This window comes from Collinsella sp. LCP19S3_D3, assembly GCF_052121455.1.
GTDB lineage: Bacteria > Actinomycetota > Coriobacteriia > Coriobacteriales > Coriobacteriaceae > Collinsella.
Genome location: NZ_JBQKEF010000023.1, coordinates 1 through 23,294, shown reverse-complemented (window position 1 = coordinate 23,294; position 23,294 = coordinate 1). Strand labels below are relative to the sequence as shown.

The window sequence follows — 23,294 nt, the reverse complement described above, 5'->3', positions numbered from 1 at the left end:
CGATACAATACGGAGAGGCGCAGCGATGCGCTCGGCGGCCGCACGCCGGCCGAGTTCCGCGCCGCGCTGGGAAGGGCCGCGTAACGGTCCAAGAAATCGTCCGCAGTCCCCTGAAATACTGGGACGCAGTTTCCCTTACAAACAGAAGAAGGCGCGCTGCCTGCGGTTGATGCAGGCAGCGCGCCTTTTGCGTTGGGCCTCGTTGAGGTTCGAAGTCGTGGCTTGCGACCTTTAGGAGCGGGCGGCTCCGTCGACGGGGAGCACGGCGCCCGTGACGTAGGAGGACATGTCGCTCGCCAGGAAAACAAAGGCGTTGGCGACATCCTCGGGCTCGCCCATGCGACCCAGCGGAATGGTGGCGATGATGGGCTTGATGACCTCTTCGGGCAGGTTGGCGACCATATCGGTTTTGGTTACGCCGGGTGCGACGGCATTGACGCGAATGCCCATGGGGGCGAGCTCGCGCGAGAGCGACTGGACCATGCCGTTGACGGCAAACTTGGACGTGGGGTAACCGACGCCGGAGGGCTGACCGTACTTGGCGACCATCGAGCTCGTGGTGGTGATGGTGCCGCCGTGGCCGGCCTCGGTCATGATCTTGGCGGCCGCCTGGTGACCGTTAAAGACAGCGACGACGTTAAGGTCCATGACCGTTGCGAACTCCTCGGCTGTGTAGTCCAAAAGCGGCGAGCGCTGGGAGATGCCGGCGTTGTTGACGACCGTGTCCAAGCCGCCCATGTCGGTTGCAGCCTGGGTAAAAGCTTCGGTCACGGCCTCGAGTGAGGTGAGGTCGCAGGAGCGGCCCCAGACCTTGGCGTCGGGATAGGCGGCCGCCAGCTTCTCAACGGCCGCGTCGGCAGTCTCCTGGCGCGAGCCAAAGACGGTGACGGCGGCGCCCTCTTCGATAAAACGGCAGGCGATGGCATAGCCGATACCGCGCGTGCCTCCGGTGACGATTGCTTTCTTGCCCTCGAGCAACATAGTGCTTCCTCTCATCGCGGGCGGACACTCTCAGCACAGCGTAGCGGTAGCCGGAATCGACCGCGTTTGCATATCGGTGAACGGTAGCGCGCGTTACCGATGAGCGGCTCGCGCAAATGTGCTCTGCCGTTGTGCTTAGGGCAGGAGGCAAAAGGGCTCCCGTCCCACATCGGACGGGAGCCCTCAAAGCGCGTATTGCTAGGCGAGCGTGGGGTTAGTTGGCCATGACGCCTTCGGTCCAGGCCTCGACGTTCTCGATGCGCAGGACGTTGGCGACCTCGGCCACGCAGTCGACGCTGGCAAGCTCGGCCGCGGCAGCCTGGACGTCCTTCTCGAGCGCGCGGTGCGTCAGGAAGATGACCGAGCAGGCATCGCTGACGCCCGACTTGCCGTCCTCGACCTGGTTGATGAGCGAGATCGAGATGTTGTGCTTGGCAAAGATATCGACCGTCTCGGACAGGGCGCCCACGCGGTCGGCGACCTTCAGGCGCACATAGTACTTGGTCTGGAGCTCGTCCATGGGCTTAAAGGCGAGGTTGTGGCCATAGGGCTCAATCTCGGGCAGCGGAGCCACGCCGCGGCTGATCTGCTCGGAGAGCGACAGGATGTCGCCCACGACGGCACTCGCGGTGGGGAAGGAGCCTGCGCCGGCACCGTAGAACATGGTCTCGCCCACGGCGTCGCCTACCACGTAGACGGCGTTCATGGCGCCGTTGACCTTGGCGAGCATGTGGTCGGCGGGGATCAGCGTGGGATGCACGCGGACGTCGACGCCGGCGTCGGTGTTGCGGGCGATGCCGAGCAGCTTAATGGTGTAGCCGAGCTCGCGGGCCTGGGCGATGTCCTCGGCGCCGATGGTACGGATACCCTGCTGGTACACATCATCGGTGGTCACGCGGGTGCCAAAGCCGATGGAGGCGAGGATCGCCGTCTTGCTGGCGGCGTCGAAGCCGTCGACGTCGGCGGACGGGTCGGCCTCGGCATAGCCCTTGGCCTGCGCGTCGGCGAGCACGTCGGCGTAATCGGCGCCCTCGGCGTCCATGCGCGACAGGATATAGTTGGTGGTACCGTTGAGAATGCCGGCGATGGTCAGGATCTTGTTGCCCACCAGGTCGTGCTCGAGCGTGCTCACGATGGGGATGCCGCCGCCGCAGCTGGCCTCGCACTTAATCTGCACGCCGCACGCGCGCGCCTTCTCGGCAAGCGTCTCGACGTGGCGGCCCAACAGGGCCTTGTTGGCAGAGACGACGTGCTTGCCGTGCTCAAAGGCGGTGGTGAAGATCTCGGTCGCGGGATGCTCGCCGCCGATCAGCTCGACGACGATATCGACGGCTGGGTCGGTAACGACGTCATGCCAGTCACTCGTAAAGGCCTCGCGCTCAATGCCTGCCGCCTCGGCCTGCTCCCAGGCAAGCGCGCAGGCGCGGGTCAGCTTAAGGTCGATGCCGTAGGCGGCCAGGTACTCATCGTGGTGGCTCTTGATCAGACGGGCCACGCCGCCGCCGACGGTTCCCAGACCGATCAGACCGACGTTCACGGTGCGCAGGGGTTCGCTCATAGATAGCTCCTTCGTGCATCTTATAGATTGATTGATCAAGTAATGTTGAGTGCATTCTAGCGTGAACCGAGAGCGCGTGCTCGCCAGGCAACAGGAGTCGCACAAAACGGCACCCCCGAAACGCTGCGGAAACATTGGAAACATGCTCGCTACAAACGAACTTCCGTAACAAACTGTCAACGTTTGCGCCATAAGGTTTGCCCCGTACCGCAAGACGGCCGCACCGCGGCCAGCGAAAAAGGGGGACATCATGTTCAACATCAACAGCACGCTCAGCCGTAGGAACTTTCTCGCCGGCGCCGCGGCGCTCGGCAGCGCTGCCGCACTCGCTGGTTGCTCGTCGGGTGGCTCGGACGGCGGCTCCGCCGATGACGGTAAGACCTTCAAGATCGGTGTCATCGGCCCTCTGACCGGTGCCGCGGCAACCTATGGCGTTTCGGCCGAAAAAGGTGCCAAGCTCGCCGCCAGGGATTTCTCGACCAAGGATCTCAAACTCTCGCTTAAGTCCGAGGATGACGTCGCCGACGGCGAGAAGGCCATCAACGCCTTCAATACCTTGTGCGACTGGGGCATGCAGGCGCTCGTCGGCCCCGTCACGACTGGTGCCGCCGTCGCCGTCTCGGGCGAGATCGCCGACGATATGCTCATGGTCACGCCTTCGGCCTCGTCGCTCGACGTCACCAAGGATAAGACCACGGTCTTTCAGGTTTGCTTCACCGATCCCACCATGGGCGCCAGCGCCGCGAAGTTCCTGGCCGAGAAGTATGCAGACGCCAAGATCGCCCTGTTCTACAACTCCGGCGATACGTATAGCTCGGGCGTTGCCGACGCTTTTGCCGAGCAGGCCAAGGCGTCCAAGCTCGATATCGTCGATACCGAGACCTTTAAGGACGACTCTTCCACGAGCTTTACCAACCAGCTCACCAAGGCCAAGGAGGCCGGCGCCACGCTTATCTTTGCCCCGATCTATTACACGCCGGCGTCCGTCCTGCTCAAGAACGCCAAGGACATGGGCTACGAAATGACCCTCATGGGCACCGACGGCATGGACGGCCTGCTCTCCGTTGAGGGCTTCGACACCTCTCTTGCCGAGGGCGTGCTGCTCATGACCCCGTTCTCTGCCGACGATGAGAAGAACGCCGACTTCGTCAAGGCATATAAGGACGCCTACAACGAGACGCCCAACCAGTTTGCCGCCGATGCTTATGACTGCATCCACGCGATTGTCGAGGCAATCGATGAGGCGGACATCGACATTACGGTCGACGGCGCCGACATTGCCGGCGACCTTGCCAAGGCTATGCGCAAGATCAAGATTGAGGGCCTGACAGGCGAGCTCACGTGGAACGACGAGGGCCAAGTCGAGAAGCCCGCTACGGCCTATGTGATTCAGGACGGCAAGTACATCGCCGCCTAAGTGCATATAACGAGACCGGTGGGGCCATGTTATTCAGGGCAGGAAGGCTTGTAACAGAACGGAAACATTTCTTTCACACAATAAAGTCGCTAAACTGTATAAACCGAAAGAAATACGCATAATTATGGATAAATGGACAAGGCAAAAGAAAAGTTGAAATAATCGCCACTTTTCTCAACTAAAGCGTCTACTATTTTGCGAACGCCGAAGACGGCGGAGGATGGCCTGTCGGGTAACCGAAACCCGACGAGATTTGAGAGGAGAGCCGCATGTCGAGCCTCACCGGTAAGTCATTGAACCCTGTTATGAATCGCAGGAGCGTTATCGCGAGCGCAGCAGGTCTGGGGGCGATGTCCATTCTAGCTGGCTGCTCCTCCAACGGCGGCGACAGCGGTTCCGCTTCGAGCGACGCTTCGTTTAAGATCGGCACCATTGGCCCGCTGACCGGTGCCGCCGCGTCTTACGGCAAGTCCGTTACCCAGGGCGTCGAGCTTGGCTGCAAGGACTTCTCCACCAAGGAGCTGCCGCTTGCCAGCAAGGCCGAGGACGACCAGGCCGACGGCGAGAAGGCCGTCAACGCCTTTAATAACCTGCTCGACTGGGGCATGCAGGCCCTCGTCGGCCCGACCACCACGGGTGCGTCGGTTGCCGTTGCCGCAGAGTGCAGCAACGACCCCAAGACATTCATGATCACCCCGTCCGCGTCCTCCGAGGACGTCACCGACGGAAAGGATTGCGTCTTCCAGGTTTGCTTTACCGACCCCAACCAGGGCGTCAACGCTGCCAAGTTCCTGGCAGAGAAGTATGCGGACGAGAAGTTCGTGCTGTTCTATAACTCCGGCGACGCTTATTCTTCGGGCATTGCAGATTCCTTTAAGGCTCAGGCCGCTGAGTCTAAGCTCGAGATTGTTGACGAGGAGACCTTTAAGGACGACTCCGCTACGAGCTTTACCAACCAGCTGACCAAGGCCAAGCAGGCCGGCGCCACCATGATCTTTGCGCCGATCTACTACACGCCGGCGTCCGTCCTGCTCAAGAACGCCAAGGACATGGGCTACGACGTCAAGATGATGGGCTGCGACGGCATGGACGGCATCCTGGGCGTCGAGGGCTTCGACACCTCTCTTGCCGAGGGTCTGCTGCTCATGACCCCGTTCTCCGCCGACGACGAGAAGAACGCCGACTTCGTCAACGCTTACAAGGATAAGTACGGCGATACCCCCGACCAGTTTGCCGCCGATGCCTACGACGGCGTGCACGCGGTGGCCGAGGCCCTCAAGGAGGCCGGTCTTGGTGTCGACGCCGACCCGACCGAGGTCGCCGAGAAGCTGCCCGAGGCTATGCTCAAGATTACCGTTGACGGTCTGACCGGCAAGCTCTCCTGGAACGACAAGGGCCAGGTCCAGAAGGATCCTACGGCGTATGTCATCACCGACGGCAAGTACGTACTGGCCTAATAGGCCGCCTTACATAGAGCGGTTTTGATCCCAAGCAGGGGAGGTTTTCGCCTTCCCTGCTTGCTTGGTATCTGGGGACAACGTAACGTCCCTGTTTCATACATCAACTGGAAACCTATTCGAAAGGGGGATGTGGAACATGACGGTCTTTATCCAATACCTGGTCAACGGCCTGTCCATGGGCAGCGTCTACGCCATCATCGCGTTGGGCTACACCATGGTCTACGGTATCGCCAAGATGCTCAACTTCGCTCACGGCGATGTCATCATGGTCGGTGCCTATGTCTCGTTCTGCGCCACGTCGTATCTCGGCCTCCCGGGCTGGGCATCTGTAGTTCTCTCTTGTGTGGTCTGCACGGTTCTCGGTGTTCTCATTGAGGGTCTGGCCTATAGGCCGCTGCGCCAAGCAGGCCCGCTGGCCGTTCTGATCACGGCCATCGGTGTGTCCTACTTCCTGCAGAATGCCGCGCAGCTTCTGTGGGGCGCCACGCCCAAGAACTTCACTTCGCTCGTCACCTTCCCGGTGCCGGAGTTCTTGGCCAAGTTCAACGTAAGTGCCGTCTCGCTCGTCACCATCGTCGCCTGCTTGGTTATCATGGCCGGTCTGATGATCTTTACAGGTAAGACCAAGATGGGCAAGGCCATGCGCGCCGTGTCCGAGGACAAGGCCGCCGCTCAGCTCATGGGCATCAACGTCAACCGCACCATCTCGATGACGTTCGCCATCGGCTCCGCCCTTGCCGCCATCGCCGGTGTGCTCCTGTGCTCCTACTCGCCGGTTCTGCAGCCCACCACGGGCGCCATGCCTGGCATCAAGGCCTTCGACGCTGCCGTTTTCGGCGGCATCGGCTCCATCCCCGGTGCCTTTGTCGGCGGCATTCTCATCGGCATCATCGAGGCGATGGCGCAGGCTTACATCTCCACGAGCCTTGCCAACTCCATCGTCTTTGGCGTTTTGATCATCGTCCTGCTCGTCAAGCCTGCCGGCCTCTTGGGCAAGTACGTACCCGAGAAGGTGTAGGTGAGCGTTATGAAGTTTCTTACAGACAAGCAGACGCGTCACGACTTTGTCACGTACGCCATGTGCGTTGTGGCGTTCGCCATCGTGTTCTTTATGCAGTCTAACCACATGATTCCGCGCATGATTGTCGGTCAGCTGGTTCCCATTACGGCCTATATCGTCATGGCCATCTCGCTCAACCTCGTCGTCGGCATCGCGGGCGACTTGTCGCTGGGCCACGCGGGTTTTATGAGCGTCGGCGCCTATACGGGAATCGTCACCGCCGTCGCGCTGGAGAGCGCCGTTCCGTCCGACCCGGTGCGTCTGATCATCAGCATTGTGGTCGGCGCTATCGCCGCTGCCATTCTGGGCTTCCTGATCGGTATTCCGGTTCTTCGCCTGAGCGGTGACTACCTGGCCATCGTAACCTTGGCCTTTGGCGAGATTATCAAAGAGATCGTTACCTGCCTCATTGTGGGCGTCGATTCCCGCGGCTTGCACGTGATCTTTAACATCACGGGCAATTCCACGATCGACGACCTACACCTGCTCGAAGACGGCACCGCTATCATCAAGGGTGCCCAGGGCGCATCTGGTGTTTCGACCTACTCGACGTTCCTTGCTGGCGCCATCCTGGTTATGGTTGCGCTCGTGATTGTGCTCAACTTGGTCCGCAGCCGTACCGGTCGTGCCATCATGGCCGTGCGCGATAACAAGATCGCTGCCGAGTCCGTGGGTATCTCCGTCACCCAGTACCGCATGATCGCCTTCGTGGTCTCCGCCGCTCTCGCCGGTGCTGCCGGAGCCCTCTTCGGCGGTAACTTCTCGCAGCTCTCCGCCACTAAGTTCGACTTCAACACGTCGATTCTCATTCTGGTGTTCGTGGTCCTGGGCGGTCTGGGCAACATGCGCGGTTCCGTCATCGCGGCGGCGCTGCTCACGGTGCTCCCCGAGCTGCTCCGTCAGTTCTCGGACTACCGCATGCTCATCTACGCCATCGTGTTGATTCTGGTCATGGTCTTTACTAACAACCCGCAGCTCAAGGCGTTCTTCGCGCGCATTAAGGACCGCTTTGCTTCCAAGAAGGAGGTGGCAGCCGATGCCCAGTAAGTTTGAGTTCAACAAGGGCAAGATGGTCCCGTATCCTTCTGGCGCCATCGTTCCCGACCGCGACCTGGGCGAGCGCCCGGCGCTCGAGTGCATCCACCTGGGCATTGAGTTCGGCGGCCTTAAGGCGGTCGACGACTTTAGCCTGACCATCGGTAAGACCGAGATCGCCGGTCTCATCGGCCCCAACGGAGCCGGCAAGACCACGGTCTTCAACCTGCTCACCAAGGTGTACCAGCCCACGCACGGCACCATCCTGCTCGACGGTGAGGACACCTCGGGCAAGTCCGTCTACCAGGTCAACCGCATGGGTATCGCTCGTACCTTCCAAAACATCCGCCTGTTCAACACCATGACGGTGGAGGACAACGTAAAGGTCGGCCTGCACAACCAGGAGCGCTACTCCGGCTTTGAGGGCGTGCTGCGCCTGCCGACGTATTGGAAGCACGAGAAGGCCGCCCATGAGCGCGCCATGGAGCTTCTGTCTATCTTTGATATGGAACATCTGGCAAACGAGCAGGCCGGCTCGCTGCCTTACGGCGCTCAGCGTCGTTTGGAGATCGTCCGCGCGCTTGCCACCAATCCCAAGCTACTACTGCTCGACGAGCCTGCCGCCGGCATGAACCCGTCCGAGACTGCGGAGCTCATGGCGAACATCGTCAAGATTCGCGACACCTTTGGCATTGCCATCATGCTCATCGAGCACGACATGTCGCTTGTCATGAATATTTGCGAGGGTATCTGCGTGCTTAACTTTGGCAAGGTCATCGCCAAGGGCACGGCCGAGGAAATCCAGAACAACGAAGCCGTTATTGAGGCTTATCTGGGCAAGCAGGATAAGGGGGAGAACTAAATGGCAGAGCCGATGCTTTCCGTCTACAACATCAACGTCTGGTACGGCGCCATCCACGCCATTAAGGACATCTCCTTTAACGTTAACGAGGGCGAGATCGTTGCCCTGATTGGCGCGAACGGCGCCGGCAAGTCCACGACGCTCAAGACTGTCTCGGGCCTGCTGCGCTCCAAGACCGGCTCCATCAAGTTTATGGGCGAGGACATTATCCATACGCCCGCCGACAAGCTGGTTGGCAAGGGCCTGTCTCAGGTACCCGAGGGGCGTCGTGCCTTTTTGCAGATGACGGTCGAGGAGAACCTGGAGATGGGTGCCTATACACAGCCCAAGTCCACGGTTGCCCCGGGCCTCGAACGTGTTTACGAGCAGTTCCCGCGCCTGAAGGAACGCCGTCGCCAGGTGGCCGGCACCCTTTCGGGCGGCGAGCAGCAGATGCTCGTTATGGGTCGTGCCCTTATGAGTAACCCCAAGCTGCTCATGCTCGACGAACCCTCCATGGGTCTGGCGCCGATCCTGATCGAGCAGATCTTCCAGATTGTCGAGGATTTGCACAAGGCCGGCACCACGGTGCTCCTGGTCGAGCAGAACGCGCAGATGGCGCTTTCCATCGCCACACGCGGCTACGTGCTCGAGACCGGCAAGATCACCATGACCGGCACCGGCCAAGAGCTGCTGCACGACGACAACGTCCGCAAAGCTTATCTTGGTGGTTAATCCATCCAGTAATAGGGGCGCTGACCAACTCGGTCAGCGCCCCTTTTGAAATGATCCGTTGGCTTGGTATTTAAAGTGCGACAATGCCGTGTGGAAATAGAAGTGTCATCTGGGGGGTCTATCTATGCTGTACGAGTTTTGTGCCGAGAACTTTGAGCGGGTGCCGGCGGCCATTGCGGCCGGTGCGGGACGCATTGAGCTGTGCGACAACCTTGCGGTTGGTGGCACCACGCCCTCGGCCGGCGTTATCAGCGCTACGACCAGCTATGCTCGCGAGCACGATGCACGGGTGATGTGCATGATCCGTCCGCGTGGCGGCGACTTTCACTACAACCAGGACGAGCTGCGCATGATGGAGATGGACTTGGGCCTTGCCGTAAGTGCCGGCGTTGACGGCCTGGTCTTTGGCTGCTGCAAGCCCTGTGCCGGCGGCTGGGCGCTCGACGAGCTCACCCTCGGCGCTCTCGTGATGGCTGCGGGCTGCGCGACCGAGGAGTGCAAGCGCGAGCCCATCGACATCACCTTTCACATGGCGTTTGACCAGCTCTCGCCCGAGGCTCAGCTCGACGCGATTGACACGCTCGCCGACTGCGGCATAACGCGCATCCTGACGCATGGCGGTGCCGCCGGCACGCCGATTGAGGACAACCTGGAGCATCTGTCGCACCTTATTGACTACGCGAACGATCGCCTGACCATCCTTCCCGGCGGCGGCATTTCCACGGCCAACCGCGATACCGTGGCTGCGGCACTGGGCGTCTCCGAGCTCCATGGCACCAAGATCGTGCCGCTGGAGGTATAACCCGTGCCCCTGGTATTTGACGTTCAGCAGGCGAGCGGGAAGCCCGACGACAACCGGCGCCCTGGCACCGCGTGCCCCTTTTGCGATACCGAGGAACTCGCCAATATCATCCGGCGCGACGGTGACTGTATCTGGCTCGAGAATAAGTTCAAGACCCTGCGCGCCACCCGTCAAACCGTGCTGATCGAGTCGGCCGACCACGACGCAGATCTGGTGACCTATGCGCCGGACGAGCTGCATCATGTGATGCGGTTTGCCCTGGGTTGCTGGCAGCAGATGATCGATTCACAGCAGTATCGAAGCGTGCTCATGTACAAGAACAAGGGTCCGCTCTCGGGCGGTAGCCTCGTTCATCCGCACATGCAGATTGTGGGTTTGGAGCAGGAAGATGGCTATGCTTCGCTGACTTCCGCCAATTTCGAAGGCATCAATGTCTGGCAACAGGGGAGAATTGCGGTCAACATCTCAACCGAACCGATTATGGGGTTCTTTGAGGTCAACGTTTCAGCTCCGCGGGGAATCGCCGCCAGCGATGACACGCGGGACCAAGCCGAGGCGGATCTCTTCGCCGATGCGATCCAGGTAGCTCTGCGTTATATCCTAAACGAGCACCACGGTGGCCGTGCAGAGTCGTACAACTTGTTCTTCTATCACCTGGGCGGTCGGACCATTGCCAAGGCGCTGCCGCGTTGGGTGGTTTCGCCCTACTTTGTCGGCTATCGTTTGGCCCAGGTCAATGCCGAGACGACGCTCGATATCGATGCTGAGCGCCTGCGCGCGCATCTGGAAACGCTCGTATAGCAAGACTAACACCCGCGTAATGCGGACAGCCTAGCGTGCCATGGCGTCGCGGCCGGCCTCGACGCGCTTGCGCTGGGCAGCGCGCTCCTCGCCGGTTAGACGCTCAAAGAGATGCCCGATAAGCGAGGCAAGTACCTGCTGAAACAGCGTTCCGCACATGACGGGAAATACGACTTCGCCCGGAAAGTATTGCGTGGCGATGACGGCGCCCGAAGAGATGTTGCGCATGCCGCAGGTAAAGCACATGGTAGTCGTTTCGCTATACGGCAGATGCAGTGCGCGGGCGACCAGAATACCGACGACAAAGCCGCTGATGGCGAAGATCAAAATAAAGAGGGCGACTTCCAAGCGCACCGCGTTCATGTGCAGCACGTACTCGCTCATGGCGGTGGAGTTCGACGCGATAACACCCATCATCATGAACTTGCAGGCGGGCGAGAGCGCGGGGGAGAGCTTCTCGTGTCCCCATCCGCGCGTGAGTTCGTTAATCACGATGCCGAGCAGGGCGGGGATAGCGATCATGAAGGCCATGTTCTGCATCATGCCCGGCACGTCGATCGAGACGGTTGCGCCCAGCAAGAGCTTAAGCGTGAGCGGAATCGTAACGGGTGAGATAACCGAGGACGTCAGGATGATGGTGAGCGCGAGCGGGCCGTTGCCGCCGAACATGCTAATCCACATAAAGGCAGTGACTGCCACAGGTACGCTGTACTCGAGCACGATACCGCAGACTAGGTTGGGGTTGGAGCCAAAGAACAGCGACCCCATGGCATAGGCTGTTATGGGAATAAGCACCGCCGAGACCAGCAGCGCCAAAATCAGGTGCAGCGGACGGCGGAATACTTCGGCTACCTGATGGAAGGTGTTGCTGAGGGCACCTTGGAACGTCATAAAGGCAAACAGGGTGGGGACGATGGGCTTGAGTACGCCGATCTGCAGGGGAAAGAGCACGCCGAGCGTCACGCAAATCGGAACGATGATCTGCATATGCCCCGCGAGGAACTTACCCAGTCCAACCCATTGCTTCATATGCGCTTGTGACTCCCTTTGCTCGTGAATCCGTTTTGAATGGATATGCTAGACGCTCGCATGCGTCCGTGTGGCTGAAACGCTCGATTATTTCGAGGCTATTACCGCCCTCGTTTATCGAAACCACGGCGTGCTGGACGTTGTGCGTCCGCGCCGCACGGTATAATAAATCCGTTCAACAGATCTGCCTGCCGAAGCGGGCATACACAGAGGACTCATCGCTATGAACCGTGAGAGGTATCGCGGCGACCTGCCCCTATCGGGGGTGGGCGCCTATGTCATCGCTTAAGACAACGCATCGCTGGGCGGTCGCTCAGCAAAACCCCGAGCTCGAAAAGGAGCTTTCGGCTGGCCTGGGCATACCCGGGCTGGTGGCGCGCATTATGGTTGCGCACGGCATTACATCCATCGAGGAAGGTCAGCTTTTTCTGACGCCTTCGCTCGATCGCGACTGGGCGGACCCGCTCGTTATTCCGGGTATGGCGGTCGTCGTCGACCGCGTTGAGCGTGCTATTCGCAGCCACGAGCGCATCGCCGTCTTTGGCGATTTTGACGTCGACGGCATTACGTCGACTTGTCTGTTGACCGAGGCGCTGCGTTCGTTTGGCGCCAACGTCACGCCGTTTATTCCGCATCGTTTTGACGAGGGCTACGGCCTGTCGCGTGCGGCGCTCGACCGCGTTAACGAGCTCGCTCGCCCCCAGCTGATCGTGACCGTCGATAACGGCATTGCCGCCAAGGAAGAGGCCTCCTATCTGGAGAGCCTGGGGATCGATTTGGTGGTCACGGACCATCACGAGCCGTCCGACCAGGTGCCGCAGGGCGTGCCCCTGACCGACCCCAAGCTCGAGGACAAGGGTCCCTCGCGCGAGCTTGCCGGTGCCGGCGTGGCACTCAAGCTGGTGCAGGTCCTGGGCGAGCGTTTGGGCAAGCCGTCGTATTGGCGTTCGCTGATAGAGGTCGCGGCGCTGGGCACCGTGTCCGACATGATGCCGCTTACGCCCGAGAATCGCGCACTGGTCGCCGAGGGCATCCAGCAGATGCGCGTGACGGCCCGTCCCGGCTATATCGCGCTTGCCGCACTTGCCAAGGCCGACCTTTCTACCATTACGGCCGACGGCCTGTCATTTTCGCTCATCCCCCGTCTGAATGCTGCCGGCCGCATGGCCGATCCCAAGCTGGCGCTCGACCTGCTGCTTGCCCGCGACCCCATCGAAGCGAGCGCGCTTGCCGCCGAGCTCGAGGAAATCAATCGCCAACGCCGCGAGATCGAGGCCGAGCTTACGCGCGATGCCATGGCGAAGGTCGAGGAGACTTATGACGGCGGGCGCGCAATCGTCGTGGGCGGCGAGGGCTGGCACGAGGGCGTCAAGGGCATCGTGGCGAGCCGCTTGACCAATCGCTATCACGTGCCGGCGCTGCTCTTCTCGATCGAGGACGGCGTTGCGCGCGGATCGGGCCGCTCGGTGGGCAAGATCAACCTGTTCGACGCCGTCGAGCGTTGCTCCGACCTGCTGATTCGTCGCGGCGGGCATGCCGGTGCGGTGGGTGTGACCATCGAGGCATCCAAGCTCGATGAGTTCCGCCGTCGCCTTTCGGCCGTGCTATCGGAGCTTCCCGCCGAGGACTTTGAGGACACTGACGAGGTTGCCGCCACCGTTGATCTCTCCGAGCTAAATATCGAGACCATCGAGCAAATTTCCCGTCTTGAGCCGTTTGGCCAGGGCAATAAGGTGCCGCTTCTGGCCGCCGAGGGCGTGACGATGTGCGATCGCGCCGTGGTGGGCAAAACCGGCGAGCACATGCGCTTTGTGGCGACCGATGGTGCCGCGAGTGTGCCGGCCATCATGTTCCGCGTGCCGCAGATCGATAGGCTCATCAATTGCGACAGCGCCGTCGACTTGGTGTTCGAGGCCGTGGCCGAGCATTGGCAGGGACGTGTGAAGCCCAAGCTCATGATCAAAGATGTCTTGGTGCGCGATACCGCGGCGCCCAATATCGACGATCCGGCATGTGAGCTTCGCCGCGGCGTGCAACCGGCGGATTCTGGCCTGCGCCTGGAGTCGCGTAAGCGCGAGACGCTCGCCCAGCTTTCTTATACCGAGCTCACGCGCTCGCTTATCCATAGCTTTATCGGCTCGAACCAGCCGCATCGCGCGCAGGTCGAGGCACTCGACGCGCTTGCCGACCATCAGAGCGTTTTGGCCGTTATGGGGACGGGGCGTGGCAAGTCTCTGATTTTCCATGTGCATGCCGCGCGCGAGGCGGTTCTTCGCGGGCGTGCGAGCATTTTTGTCTATCCTCTGCGTTCGCTCGTTGCCGATCAGGCCTATCACCTTTCCTCGACGATGGCCGCGCTCGGCATTGGTGTCGGCGTGCTGACTGGCGAGACCGTGGAGGCCGTACGCGATGACGTATTCGCCGGCCTTGCTTCGGGTCGCACCGGTATCGTTCTCACGACGCCCGAGTTCTTGTCTATCCACCGCGATCGATTTGCGCGTTCTGGACGTATTGGCTTCGTTGTTATCGATGAGGCGCACCATGCCGGTCTTGCTAAGGGTGGTGACCGGAGTGCATACCTCGATATGCCCGATATTCTTAAAGCCCTGGGCGACCCCGTTGTCATGGCGGCAACGGCTACCGCGACGGCTCCAGTTGTGGCAGAGCTTGCTCGCGTATTGCCGATTACCAGCACGGTGGTCGACGAGACCGTTCGCGAAAACCTACAACTCGAGGACGATCGTGACCTTGCGAGCCGTGAAAATCGCCTGGTTTCGATCGTTGCGACGGGGGAGAAGACCGTCATCTACGTGAACTCGCGCGACCAGTCCGTGGCGCTTGCCAAGACGTTGCGCAAACGTGTGCCCGACTGCGCGACCCATATCGCGTTCTATAACGCCGGGCTTGCGCGTTCCGATCGCCGACGCGTCGAGGAGGCGTTTCGAGATGGCAGCCTGAGCTGCATCGTTTCAACCTCGGCCTTCGGTGAGGGCGTCAACCTGCCCGATATCCGCCATGTCGTGCTCTACCACATGCCGTTTGGCGCGATTGAGTTTAACCAGATGAGTGGCCGTGCCGGCCGCGATGGGCAGCCTGCCGTGATTCACCTGCTCTATTCGTCTCGTGACGCTCGTATTAATGAGCGCCTGCTCGATTGTTACGCGCCCGAGCGCGATGAGCTTGTCACGCTCTATCGGGCGCTGCAGACCATGTGGCGCTCCAATCGTGGCAAGACGGGGGACGATTCATTCTGTGCAAGCGATATCGACATTGCGCAGATGTGCCTTGCAATCGACGCGCGCACGCCGGTCGATGAGCGTTCGGTGGCAAGCGGCTTGGGAATCTTCGAAGAGCTCGGTTTCTGTCACGTTTCGGGGTTTGACGATACCCGTCGCATCGCGATGACCGAAAACCCCGGACGCGTGCAGTTGAGCAGGTCGATCCGCTATTTGGAGGGCTTGCGCTCGCGCATGGAGTTCTCGGCTTTCCGGAGTTGGGCACTCGATTCGTGCGCTTCTGATATGCTTACCAAAATTAACCGCCCGATCGTACCGCGGGCCTAGGGAAGGGGACCTCGATGGATGCCGCAGCCCGTACCGCCCATGATTCCGCCCTCCAGCCCTTTTCGGAGATGGAGCACTATACGCATGCCGATGATCTGCCGCCCGAGATTATGGCGGACAGCTACGACAAGCTGGAGCGCCTGTGCCTTAAATATATGAGTGAGGATGACTTCTCCAAGGTGGAGCAGGCCTACTGCTTTGCTGCCGAGAAGCACTGCAACCAAAAGCGGCGCTCGGGTGAGATGTACATTAACCATCCCGTCGAGGTGGCTATCATTTTGGCCGACCTTAAGATGGACTGCGATGTGGTGTGCGCTGCATTGCTGCACGATACCGTCGAGGATACCGATACCTCGCTTGCCGATGTTTCGGGTCTGTTTGGCGAAACCGTGGCAGAGCTCGTCGACGGCGTGACCAAGCTCACCAACATCGAAGTCGACAACATGGACGAAAAGCAGGCGCTTACGCTGCGCAAGATGTTCCTCGCCATGTCCAAGGACATTCGCGTCATCATCGTCAAACTCGCCGACCGCCTGCATAATATGCGCACGCTAGCCGCCCTGCGCGAGGACCGCCGCCTGTTTAAGGCGCGCGAGACCATGGATGTGTATGCGCCCCTGGCCGACCGCCTGGGCATGAGCTCTATCAAGTGGGAACTCGAGGATCTGTCCTTCTTCTACCTTGAACCCGACGCTTACCAGCGCATCGCCCGCATGGTGGCAGAGTCACGCGAGGTTCGCGAACGCTTTCTGGCCGAGACTATCAAGACGCTTACCGATGAGCTCGACCGCATTGGCCTTGAGGGTTTTCAGATCAACGGTCGTTCCAAGCACTATTGGTCCATCTATCAAAAGATGAAGCGCAAGGGCAAGGAGTTCTCCGAGATTTATGATCTGGTGGCGCTGCGCGTCATCACCCATTCGGTGCGCGATTGCTATTCCACGCTTGGTGCCGTGCATACTTTGTGGCATCCCATGCCCGGTCGTTTTAAAGACTATATCGCTATGCCCAAGGTCAATAACTACCAATCGCTCCACACGACGGTTATCGGCCCCACGGCCCGTCCGCTCGAGATTCAGATTCGAACCTACGAGATGCACGAGCAGGCCGAGTACGGCATCGCCGCCCACTGGCTATATAAGAAATCGGGCGGATCGTCTGCCTCCAAGACCAACGACGCACAGCGTCTGGACGATCAGATTAACTGGCTCAAGCACTCGCTCGATTGGGCAGCCTCTGACGAGATCACCGATGCCAAAGAATATCTGCACTCACTGAAGGTCGACCTGTTTGACCAGGAGATTTTTGTCTTTACGCCCAAGGGTGAGGTCATGGCGCTTCGTGCGGGCTCTACACCGCTCGACTTTGCCTACGCTGTTCATACCGAGGTCGGCAACCACTGCGTAGGCGCCAAAATCAACGGTGCGGTGGCTCCGCTCACGCACGAAATCAAGACGGGTGACCGTGTCGAGATCCTGACTAACAAGAGCTCCAAGCCGTCGCGCGATTGGCTCAAGATCGTCAAGACGCCTTCGGCCAAGTCAAAGATTCGCCGTTACTTCGCCGCTGCGACCAAAGACGATGACGCTGCTGCCGGTCGCGATATGCTGGCCAAGGACCTGCGCAAGCGCGGGTACGGCATCTCTACGCCGCGATCCACGCGTGCACTCAATGCCGTGGCGGAGCAGTTTAACTTCAAGCAACTCGAGGACCTGTTCGCAGCCGTTGGCGCGGGCAAGGTCGCCCCGCGCGCTGTGGGCAATAAGGTCGAGCAAATCTTGGATCCCAAGCCCGAGGAGCAGCTCACCAAGGCCGAAGCCATCGCTGAGGTCGTCAAGCAGCCTGCCCGCGGTTCCAACCGCAAACCGCAAAAGCGTGGCAAGAGTGCAAGTAACGGCATTATCGTCAAGGGCGAGAGCAACAGCGGCCTGCTGGTTCGTCTGGCGCATTGCTGCAATCCGGTGACGGGCGACGACATCGTGGGCTTTATCACGCGCGGTCGAGGCGTCTCGGTGCATCGTGCCAACTGCCCCAACGTCAAGGGTCTCATGGAACACCCCGAGCGCATGATTGACGTGGAGTGGGATGGTGCTGCCGACACGCTTTTCCAGGTCGAGATCGTGGTCGAGTGCTTGGATCGTATGGGCTTGCTCAAGGATGTCACCATCGCCATTGGCGATGCAGGCGGAAATATCCTTTCCGCCGCTACCTCGACCAACCGCGAGGGCATTGCGACCCTGCGCTTTATGGTCGAGATTTCGGACGCGAGCGGTCTGGATCCGCTGCTGGCATCCATCAGCAGTGTCGACTCGGTCTATGACGCACGCCGTCTGATGCCTGGCGAGGGTGGGGCTCAGCTTAAGCGTCGCGTATAGGCGTGACGAACGCACAACGGTAATGATATTGGCTACGTTCGAGGCATCGTTTGATGCCTCGACGCTTGTAGAAGGAGGACGTGCTCATGGTCACTGCAGCTTTGGACTTAACCCCTCGGGGTACGGCTTCGATCGAGACGCTTGTAAACGGCCCCATTCAGACCAACAGTTACGCCGTAATTTCGAGCGGCGAATGCCTGATTATCGATCCGGCCTGGGAAGGTGAGCGTCTTGTGGAACATATCTATGCCAAGCATCCTGACGCGCACGTGCTAGGCGCTGTCTGCACCCATGGCCATGCCGATCACGTAGGTGGCGTTGCCGGAGCGCGAGCCGCCGTCGGTAAGGGTTTCCTATATGAGTTAGGTGCGAAGGACGTGTTGGTATCTCGTGAGAATATCGAGGAGCAGCGAGCGATGTGGGGCATCGATACGCCCGATCCGGGCGAGCCGACGCGATTGCTTGCTGAGGGCGATACGATTGAATTGGGTGATATCTGCCTGCAGGTGATCGAGACGCCCGGTCACACACCGGGTGGCATTGTCTTGTTCGCCGCCACCGAGCAGGGAAGCATCGCCTTTGTTGGCGACACCCTGTTTCCGGGCAGCCACGGCCGCACCGATCTTGCCGGTGGCGACGAGGCGGCGATTCTGCGCTCGCTCTCCAAGCTCGCCCGGCTTCTCCCGCCCGATACCGTTTGCCTAACCGGGCATGGTGATTCGACCACTATGGCGCGCGAGCTCATGCAGAACCCTTTCATGCAGATGTAGCTTTGTAGTCAGCTGCTTAAGCACGAGAAGTGTCCGAACGTCAAGATATTTTCCCCAACGGGCCGATTCCGTAGGGCAAACGGTCAAAAAAAGTCTGTTTGGACGATATTCGTGAACAAACGAACGTTTATGCTCGGGTACGCCGTGGTAAAATCTCATGCGTTATCGGAGCAACCTTACAGGAGGTTTCTTTTATGCTCGTCAACGCAGCAGACATGCTCAAGAAGGCCGAGGCCGGCAAGTATGCTCTCGGTGCCTTCAACACCAACAACCTCGAGTGGACTCTGGCTATTCTCCAGGCCGCCGAGGAGGCCAAGTCTCCGCTGATCCTTCAGTGCACCGCTGGTGCCGCTAAGTGGATGGGCGGTTTCAAGGTCTGCGCCGACATGGTCAAGGCTGCCGTCGAGGCCACGGGTGTTACCGTTCCCGTCGCTCTTCACCTCGATCACGGTTCTTACGAGGACTGCTTCAAGTGCATCGAGGCCGGCTTCACGTCCATCATGTATGACGGCTCTCACGAGGAAACCTTCCAGCTTAACCTCGATCGCACCAAGGAGCTCGTTGAGCTTGCCCACTCCAAGGGCATGTCCATCGAGGCCGAGGTCGGCGGCATCGGCGGCACCGAGGACGGCGTGACCTCCAACGGCGAACTCGCTGACCCCGCTGAGTGCAAGCAGATTGCTGACCTGGGCGTCGACTTCCTCGCCTGCGGCATCGGCAACATCCACGGCGTGTATCCCGCCGACTGGGCCGGTCTTTCCTTCGAGCGTCTGAGCGAGATCAAGGCTCAGACCGGCGACCTGCCCCTCGTTCTGCACGGTGGTACCGGCATCCCCGAGGATCAGATCAAGAAGGCCATCTCCCTGGGCATCTCCAAGATCAACGTCAACACCGACCTGCAGCTTGTCTTCGCTGCCGCCACGCGTGAGTACGTTGAGGCTGGCAAGGATCAGCAGGGCAAGGGCTATGACCCCCGCAAGCTCCTGAAGCCCGGTCGCGAGGCCATCGTTGCCCGCACTAAGGAGCTCATGGAGGAGTTTGGCTCCGTCAACAAGGCGTAAGCGTCGCTAAACTACCCGCCGGAAGCCCCGTCCCCCTACACTGTTTCCTTTGCGCTCACCTGGCTTTGCCAGAAGTCGCGCCAAGGAAACAGTTCCGGGGGACGGGGCTTCCTTCGTTTAACGCCGCAAGTTACGAGGCTGAATTATTTATTTGACTACCGCTCAGCGGTGTTGATGGCTCCCTTGTTGGGGCTTTCTTTTTATGTCGGTACAATGGTCTCGGGTTGTCGTTCTGCGTGGGAGTGGTTATGGCTGTCGTTAATGTTTTGCCTGCCGATGGAAAGGTTGTTGCCGAGGGCCCCGTTGGTTGCTCTGTTGATGTTTGTTGTGATGATTTTCGTCATCTCGACATTGGATTGCCACCTGAGATCCTTCGTCTCAAGGACGCCGGGTACCTGGCGCAGGCTGTTGCGGCTTGCGACCGTCTTTTGGAGCAGAGCCCTGATCCCTCGTTGGCCGCTTGCGTTCGTGCCGAGCGGTATCGCATGATCGAGACGTCGTTTCATTTTTCGGTGTCGCGCGATCAGGCTATTGCGATGATCCGCGAGGAGTGGCCGGAGTTTACCGAGGATCAGTTTGACGACCTGATCGATCGCAAGCGCATCGACTGGCGCTTTATCGATGGTGAACTGTTCGTTCTCGACAACTTCCTTGATTCTTTGCGTGTGTATCCCAAGGAGGTTCCGGGCCTGCGTCCCGATTCTACGGATGGAACTGCGCTGCGCAACCAGATGCTTAAGAAGATGGAATCACAGGGCGGGCTGTCTCGTGCCATTACGCTTAAAGCATCCGTGTCTGTTCCCGGTGCTCTGGAGGGGGAGGCCGTTCGCGCGTGGCTTCCCGTTGCCGCAGCCTGCCGCCAGCAGTCTCATATCGAGATTCTCGATATGACGCCGGAGGGGGTCCTTGCTCCCGCGAACGCTTTGGCGCGTACCGCCTCGTGGGTTTCCTCGGCTGATCGATCGTTCTCAGTGACCTATCGTTATCTGATTGATGCCGCTTATTGCGATATCTACGGGGGAGCGCTTCCGGCGCATCCGTGTATGGACGCGCCGCTGCCCAAGGATATTTCCGAGGACCGACCGCATATTGCATTCACGCCGTATCTGCAGCAGCTGACCGAACATGTTATCGATGGTCTCGAGGATCAGCTCGACCGCGCTCGGGCTATCTATGATTATTTGACGCATCATATCGACTATCGATACCAGCCACCGTATCTGCTTCTGGGCTCTATCGCCGATGACTGCGCGCATTCGCTTCGCGGTGACTGCGGTGTTATGGCACTCACGTTTATCACCATGTGCCGCATCGCCGGCGTGCCCGCACGTTGGCAGAGCGGCCTGTACGTTGCGCCCGACTCGGTGGGCTCGCATGACTGGGCGGAGTTCTATACACCGCAGACGGGTTGGCTTAACGCCGATGTCTCGTTTGGATCCTCGGCACGCAGGATGGGGGAGGAATGGCGCCGCCGCCACTACTTTGGCAACCTCGATCCATGGCGCATGGTGGCAAACTGTCGGTTCCAGGCAGAGTTTGAACCCGTCTTTGACGGTATGCGTGAGGACCCCTACGATAACCAGATGGGCGAGGCCTCGGTCGACGGTCGCGGATGCCGCCAGCGCGAGATGCTCCGCACGGTCGAACTCATCGAAATGCTCGAAGTTCCATTTTCGGACTAATCTACGGAAAGCTGTGATAAACTAACTCACGCAATACGTGCCCGAGTGGCGGAATTGGCAGACGCAGTGGACTCAAAATCCACCGTTGGCAACAACGTGCGAGTTCGAGTCTCGCCTCGGGCACCATACATGCAAAAGAGCGTTCAAGGGGGTTAAGGCCCCCTTTTTCGTGCCGAACTCGCGTGAGCGCGCGGAGCGTTAAGCAAACAGGCCTGCGGCCTGTTTGTAGCGGAGCGTGGCGAGGGCGCCATGCGCCCGAAGCCCGGGGCTTCGCGAAGCGAAGGCCCTTCGAGTCTCGCCTCGGGCACCATACATGCAAAAGAGCGTTCAAGGGGGTCGAGGCCCCCTTTTTCGTGTACGTAATGTGATAACGAGCGGTACGTGTTATTATCGCCAAGGCGTTGTTTCCGCAATGCCCTAAAGAGGAACCCGAGGGTTCCCACCTTTTGGCGCCAATGAGCAGCTGACTGGTCATACAACTTAGATTCTCTTCCTCATACCGAGGATGTCTATGTGTACGACCTGGTTGCAAAGAAGCGCCGGGTTATTTTTTTATGAATGGAGGTAGGGAAAATAGCTAAGTCTGATGACACCCGTATCAACGACGAGATCACTGCATCTTCGTGCCGTTTGATTGGCGTCGATGGCTCTCAGCTCGGCCTGTTCGCCATCCGCGATGCCCAGCGCGTCGCCGACGATCAGGGTCTCGACCTTGTCGAGATCGCTCCCAACGCGGAGCCGCCGGTCTGCAAGGTCATGGACTACGGTAAGTTCAAGTACCAGCAGGCCATGAAGGCCAAGGCTGCTCGTAAGAACCAGTCCAAGGTCGAGGTTAAGGAAATGAAGTTCCGACCCAAGATCGACGTTGGCGACTACGAGACCAAGAAGGGCCACGTTCTGCGTTTCCTCAAGAAGGGCGCACGCGTTAAGATCACCATCATGTTCCGCGGCCGTGAGATGGCTCACCCGGAGCAGGGTCTTAACGTTCTCGAGCGTCTCGCCGAGGATCTTAAGCCTTACGCTACGGTCGAGTCCAAGCCTAAGATGGAAGGCCGTAACATGCTTATGCTGCTCGCCCCGATTAAGGGCGCCTTTGATGAGGATAAAGCGGCAAGTGATACTAAGTAACTAGTGTTCTGTAACCGATTAAGGAGTATTTCATGCCTAAGATGAAGTCCCACAGCGGCACCAAGAAGCGTTTCCGCAAGACTGGTACCGGCAAGCTTATGCGCGCCAAGGCTTTCAAGAGCCACATCCTGAGCAAGAAGTCCACCAAGCGTAAGCGTGGCTTCCGTCAGGAGACCGAGATCGCCGCTGCCGACCGCAAGGTCATCAAGTCGCGTCTCGCCTAAGTTAGCGTTCCCGTTTTTCGTTTAACCGTCTAGGAGTTGATAGAACATGGCACGTATTAAGCGCGCTGTTGCCGCCAAGAAGAAGCGCCGTACCGTTATGCACCGTGCGAAGGGTTACTACGGTGCCGCTTCGCGTACTTACAAGCATGCTAAAGAGCAGGTCCAGCACTCTCTGCAGTATCAGTACCGTGACCGCCGCAATAAGAAGCGCGAGATTCGCTCTCTCTGGATCACCCGTATCAACGCTGCTGCTCGCCTGAACGACATCTCTTACTCTCAGTTCATGCACGGCCTGAAGGTCGCCGGTATCGAGCTCGACCGCAAGGTCCTGGCTCAGATGGCTTACGAGGACATCGAGTCTTTCAACGAGCTGGCTACCATCGCCAAGAAGGCTCTCGAGGCCTAATTGATTCTCTTGAATCGCTAGGGGAGTGTCGCGCTGTGCGCGGCGCTCCCTCTTTTTATCTAAGGCGCTGGTTTATATAGCAAAAGCGCGGGTAGATAGACACTTACAGGTGACCGATCTTTATATATCTCTTAACCGAAGGGTCATCATCTGATACGTGCAGTATTTCTGCACCAGCCTTTCTATTACTTATATAGGAAGCGATATATTGTGTAGGACTTGTGAAGAGTGGAATTGACGTCCCACATCGCTTTGCGGTCTGGCAATATATCTCCTTGCCGCGCGGCCCGGTCGGACCGGATGAGACGCGCAGGCGTGCACCTTGAGAACCGGATACTGCGAGGATGGACACACCAGATGTGTCGC

The 23,294-nt window shown here is 59.5% G+C and carries 19 protein-coding genes and 1 tRNA gene; 17 read left to right on the top strand and 3 right to left on the bottom strand.

All coding sequences use genetic code 11. From position 1 onward, the window contains the following. Positions 1-231 precede the first annotated feature (231 nt). Together ACTQXM_RS08150 and ACTQXM_RS08145 are read right to left on the bottom strand one after the other, a co-directional pair. Complete coding sequence (locus ACTQXM_RS08150) at positions 232-981, bottom strand: SDR family NAD(P)-dependent oxidoreductase (RefSeq protein WP_441048474.1); 750 nt, start codon at positions 979-981, stop codon at positions 232-234. A gap of 214 nt (positions 982-1,195) precedes the next feature. After that, a complete protein-coding gene (locus tag ACTQXM_RS08145; RefSeq protein ID WP_427729157.1) occupies positions 1,196-2,539 on the bottom strand; it encodes a homoserine dehydrogenase in 1,344 nt (447 codons plus the stop codon). 250 nt (positions 2,540-2,789) lie between these two features. On the opposite strand from ACTQXM_RS08145, the gene ACTQXM_RS08140 reads away from it, so the two are divergent. The 8 genes from ACTQXM_RS08140 (at position 2,790) to ACTQXM_RS08105 (ending at position 10,690) form a co-directional block, all read left to right on the top strand. Continuing rightward, a complete protein-coding gene (locus ACTQXM_RS08140) occupies positions 2,790-3,956 on the top strand; it encodes an ABC transporter substrate-binding protein (RefSeq protein WP_441537524.1) in 1,167 nt (388 codons plus the stop codon). A gap of 269 nt (positions 3,957-4,225) precedes the next feature. Next, positions 4,226-5,413 (top strand): ABC transporter substrate-binding protein, encoded by a 1,188-nt coding sequence (locus ACTQXM_RS08135; RefSeq protein WP_441537523.1) that lies wholly within the window; start codon positions 4,226-4,228, stop codon positions 5,411-5,413. A gap of 139 nt (positions 5,414-5,552) precedes the next feature. After that, on the top strand, positions 5,553-6,434 hold the full coding sequence (locus ACTQXM_RS08130) for a branched-chain amino acid ABC transporter permease (RefSeq protein WP_154517188.1): 882 nt from the start codon (positions 5,553-5,555) through the stop codon (positions 6,432-6,434). 9 nt (positions 6,435-6,443) lie between these two features. After that, the gene (locus ACTQXM_RS08125) at positions 6,444-7,523 is read left to right on the top strand and encodes a branched-chain amino acid ABC transporter permease (RefSeq protein ID WP_427795359.1); all 1,080 of its coding nucleotides are present in this window, start codon (positions 6,444-6,446) and stop codon (positions 7,521-7,523) included. Further along, positions 7,513-8,373 carry an ABC transporter ATP-binding protein gene (locus ACTQXM_RS08120; RefSeq protein WP_427719717.1) on the top strand — a complete coding sequence of 287 codons (861 nt, stop codon included), beginning with the start codon at positions 7,513-7,515 and terminating at the stop codon, positions 8,371-8,373. Before ACTQXM_RS08125 ends, ACTQXM_RS08120 begins: the two co-directional genes overlap by 11 nt. Then, complete coding sequence (locus tag ACTQXM_RS08115) at positions 8,374-9,087, top strand: ABC transporter ATP-binding protein (protein ID WP_229770701.1); 714 nt, start codon at positions 8,374-8,376, stop codon at positions 9,085-9,087. It begins immediately after the preceding gene. 124 nt (positions 9,088-9,211) lie between these two features. Continuing rightward, positions 9,212-9,889, top strand: a complete 678-nt coding sequence (locus tag ACTQXM_RS08110; protein WP_441537522.1) for a copper homeostasis protein CutC — start codon at positions 9,212-9,214, stop codon at positions 9,887-9,889. 3 nt (positions 9,890-9,892) lie between these two features. Continuing rightward, the gene (locus tag ACTQXM_RS08105; protein ID WP_427794446.1) at positions 9,893-10,690 is read left to right on the top strand and encodes a DUF4931 domain-containing protein; all 798 of its coding nucleotides are present in this window, start codon (positions 9,893-9,895) and stop codon (positions 10,688-10,690) included. Between the two features lie 30 nt (positions 10,691-10,720). Here ACTQXM_RS08105 and ACTQXM_RS08100 read toward each other — a convergent pair whose 3' ends face one another. Further along, positions 10,721-11,719, bottom strand: coding sequence for a bile acid:sodium symporter family protein (locus ACTQXM_RS08100; RefSeq protein ID WP_441537521.1), 999 nt, complete (start codon positions 11,717-11,719; stop codon positions 10,721-10,723). A 275-nt stretch (positions 11,720-11,994) separates the two neighbouring features. Between ACTQXM_RS08100 and recJ the strand changes: the two genes are divergently transcribed. From recJ to rplT, 9 genes are all read left to right on the top strand, one after another. Further along, positions 11,995-15,282, top strand: coding sequence for a single-stranded-DNA-specific exonuclease RecJ (recJ, locus tag ACTQXM_RS08095; protein WP_427796207.1), 3,288 nt, complete (start codon positions 11,995-11,997; stop codon positions 15,280-15,282). Positions 15,283-15,296: 14 nt separating this feature from the next. Next, positions 15,297-17,657 carry a RelA/SpoT family protein gene (locus ACTQXM_RS08090; RefSeq protein ID WP_154517206.1) on the top strand — a complete coding sequence of 787 codons (2,361 nt, stop codon included), beginning with the start codon at positions 15,297-15,299 and terminating at the stop codon, positions 17,655-17,657. 86 nt (positions 17,658-17,743) lie between these two features. Next, positions 17,744-18,427 (top strand): MBL fold metallo-hydrolase, encoded by a 684-nt coding sequence (locus ACTQXM_RS08085; RefSeq protein WP_441537520.1) that lies wholly within the window; start codon positions 17,744-17,746, stop codon positions 18,425-18,427. Positions 18,428-18,621: 194 nt separating this feature from the next. Then, entirely contained in the window at positions 18,622-19,488 is an 867-nt protein-coding gene (gene fba / locus ACTQXM_RS08080; RefSeq protein ID WP_154517212.1) for a class II fructose-1,6-bisphosphate aldolase, read from the top strand. A gap of 248 nt (positions 19,489-19,736) precedes the next feature. Next, positions 19,737-21,170 carry a transglutaminase-like domain-containing protein gene (locus ACTQXM_RS08075; protein WP_154517214.1) on the top strand — a complete coding sequence of 478 codons (1,434 nt, stop codon included), beginning with the start codon at positions 19,737-19,739 and terminating at the stop codon, positions 21,168-21,170. Between the two features lie 39 nt (positions 21,171-21,209). Then, positions 21,210-21,296 (top strand) — tRNA-Leu (locus tag ACTQXM_RS08070). Positions 21,297-21,728: 432 nt separating this feature from the next. Next, positions 21,729-22,298, top strand: coding sequence for a translation initiation factor IF-3 (gene infC, locus ACTQXM_RS08065; RefSeq protein WP_006234423.1), 570 nt, complete (start codon positions 21,729-21,731; stop codon positions 22,296-22,298). Between the two features lie 32 nt (positions 22,299-22,330). Further along, positions 22,331-22,522 (top strand): 50S ribosomal protein L35, encoded by a 192-nt coding sequence (gene rpmI, locus ACTQXM_RS08060; RefSeq protein WP_006234422.1) that lies wholly within the window; start codon positions 22,331-22,333, stop codon positions 22,520-22,522. A gap of 46 nt (positions 22,523-22,568) precedes the next feature. After that, a complete protein-coding gene (gene rplT, locus ACTQXM_RS08055) occupies positions 22,569-22,928 on the top strand; it encodes a 50S ribosomal protein L20 (RefSeq protein WP_006234421.1) in 360 nt (119 codons plus the stop codon). Positions 22,929-23,294: the final 366 nt, after the last annotated feature.

Bases quoted from the DNA above. Each gene is read 5' to 3' on its own strand.
- ACTQXM_RS08085 (WP_441537520.1), top strand. From the start codon at position 17,744: ATGGTCACTGCAGCTTTGGACTTAACCCCTCGGGGTACGGCTTCGATC.
- infC (WP_006234423.1), top strand. From the start codon at position 21,729: ATGGAGGTAGGGAAAATAGCTAAGTCTGATGACACCCGTATCAACGAC.
- ACTQXM_RS08145 (WP_427729157.1), bottom strand. From the start codon at position 2,539: ATGAGCGAACCCCTGCGCACCGTGAACGTCGGTCTGATCGGTCTGGGA.
- ACTQXM_RS08100 (WP_441537521.1), bottom strand. From the start codon at position 11,719: ATGAAGCAATGGGTTGGACTGGGTAAGTTCCTCGCGGGGCATATGCAG.
- ACTQXM_RS08140 (WP_441537524.1), top strand. From the start codon at position 2,790: ATGTTCAACATCAACAGCACGCTCAGCCGTAGGAACTTTCTCGCCGGC.
- ACTQXM_RS08110 (WP_441537522.1), top strand. From the start codon at position 9,212: ATGCTGTACGAGTTTTGTGCCGAGAACTTTGAGCGGGTGCCGGCGGCC.
- rpmI (WP_006234422.1), top strand. From the start codon at position 22,331: ATGCCTAAGATGAAGTCCCACAGCGGCACCAAGAAGCGTTTCCGCAAG.
- recJ (WP_427796207.1), top strand. From the start codon at position 11,995: ATGTCATCGCTTAAGACAACGCATCGCTGGGCGGTCGCTCAGCAAAAC.
- ACTQXM_RS08075 (WP_154517214.1), top strand. From the start codon at position 19,737: ATGGCTGTCGTTAATGTTTTGCCTGCCGATGGAAAGGTTGTTGCCGAG.
- ACTQXM_RS08090 (WP_154517206.1), top strand. From the start codon at position 15,297: ATGGATGCCGCAGCCCGTACCGCCCATGATTCCGCCCTCCAGCCCTTT.
- rplT (WP_006234421.1), top strand. From the start codon at position 22,569: ATGGCACGTATTAAGCGCGCTGTTGCCGCCAAGAAGAAGCGCCGTACC.
- fba (WP_154517212.1), top strand. From the start codon at position 18,622: ATGCTCGTCAACGCAGCAGACATGCTCAAGAAGGCCGAGGCCGGCAAG.
- ACTQXM_RS08115 (WP_229770701.1), top strand. From the start codon at position 8,374: ATGGCAGAGCCGATGCTTTCCGTCTACAACATCAACGTCTGGTACGGC.
- ACTQXM_RS08150 (WP_441048474.1), bottom strand. From the start codon at position 981: ATGTTGCTCGAGGGCAAGAAAGCAATCGTCACCGGAGGCACGCGCGGT.
- ACTQXM_RS08120 (WP_427719717.1), top strand. From the start codon at position 7,513: ATGCCCAGTAAGTTTGAGTTCAACAAGGGCAAGATGGTCCCGTATCCT.
- ACTQXM_RS08125 (WP_427795359.1), top strand. From the start codon at position 6,444: ATGAAGTTTCTTACAGACAAGCAGACGCGTCACGACTTTGTCACGTAC.
- ACTQXM_RS08130 (WP_154517188.1), top strand. From the start codon at position 5,553: ATGACGGTCTTTATCCAATACCTGGTCAACGGCCTGTCCATGGGCAGC.
- ACTQXM_RS08135 (WP_441537523.1), top strand. From the start codon at position 4,226: ATGTCGAGCCTCACCGGTAAGTCATTGAACCCTGTTATGAATCGCAGG.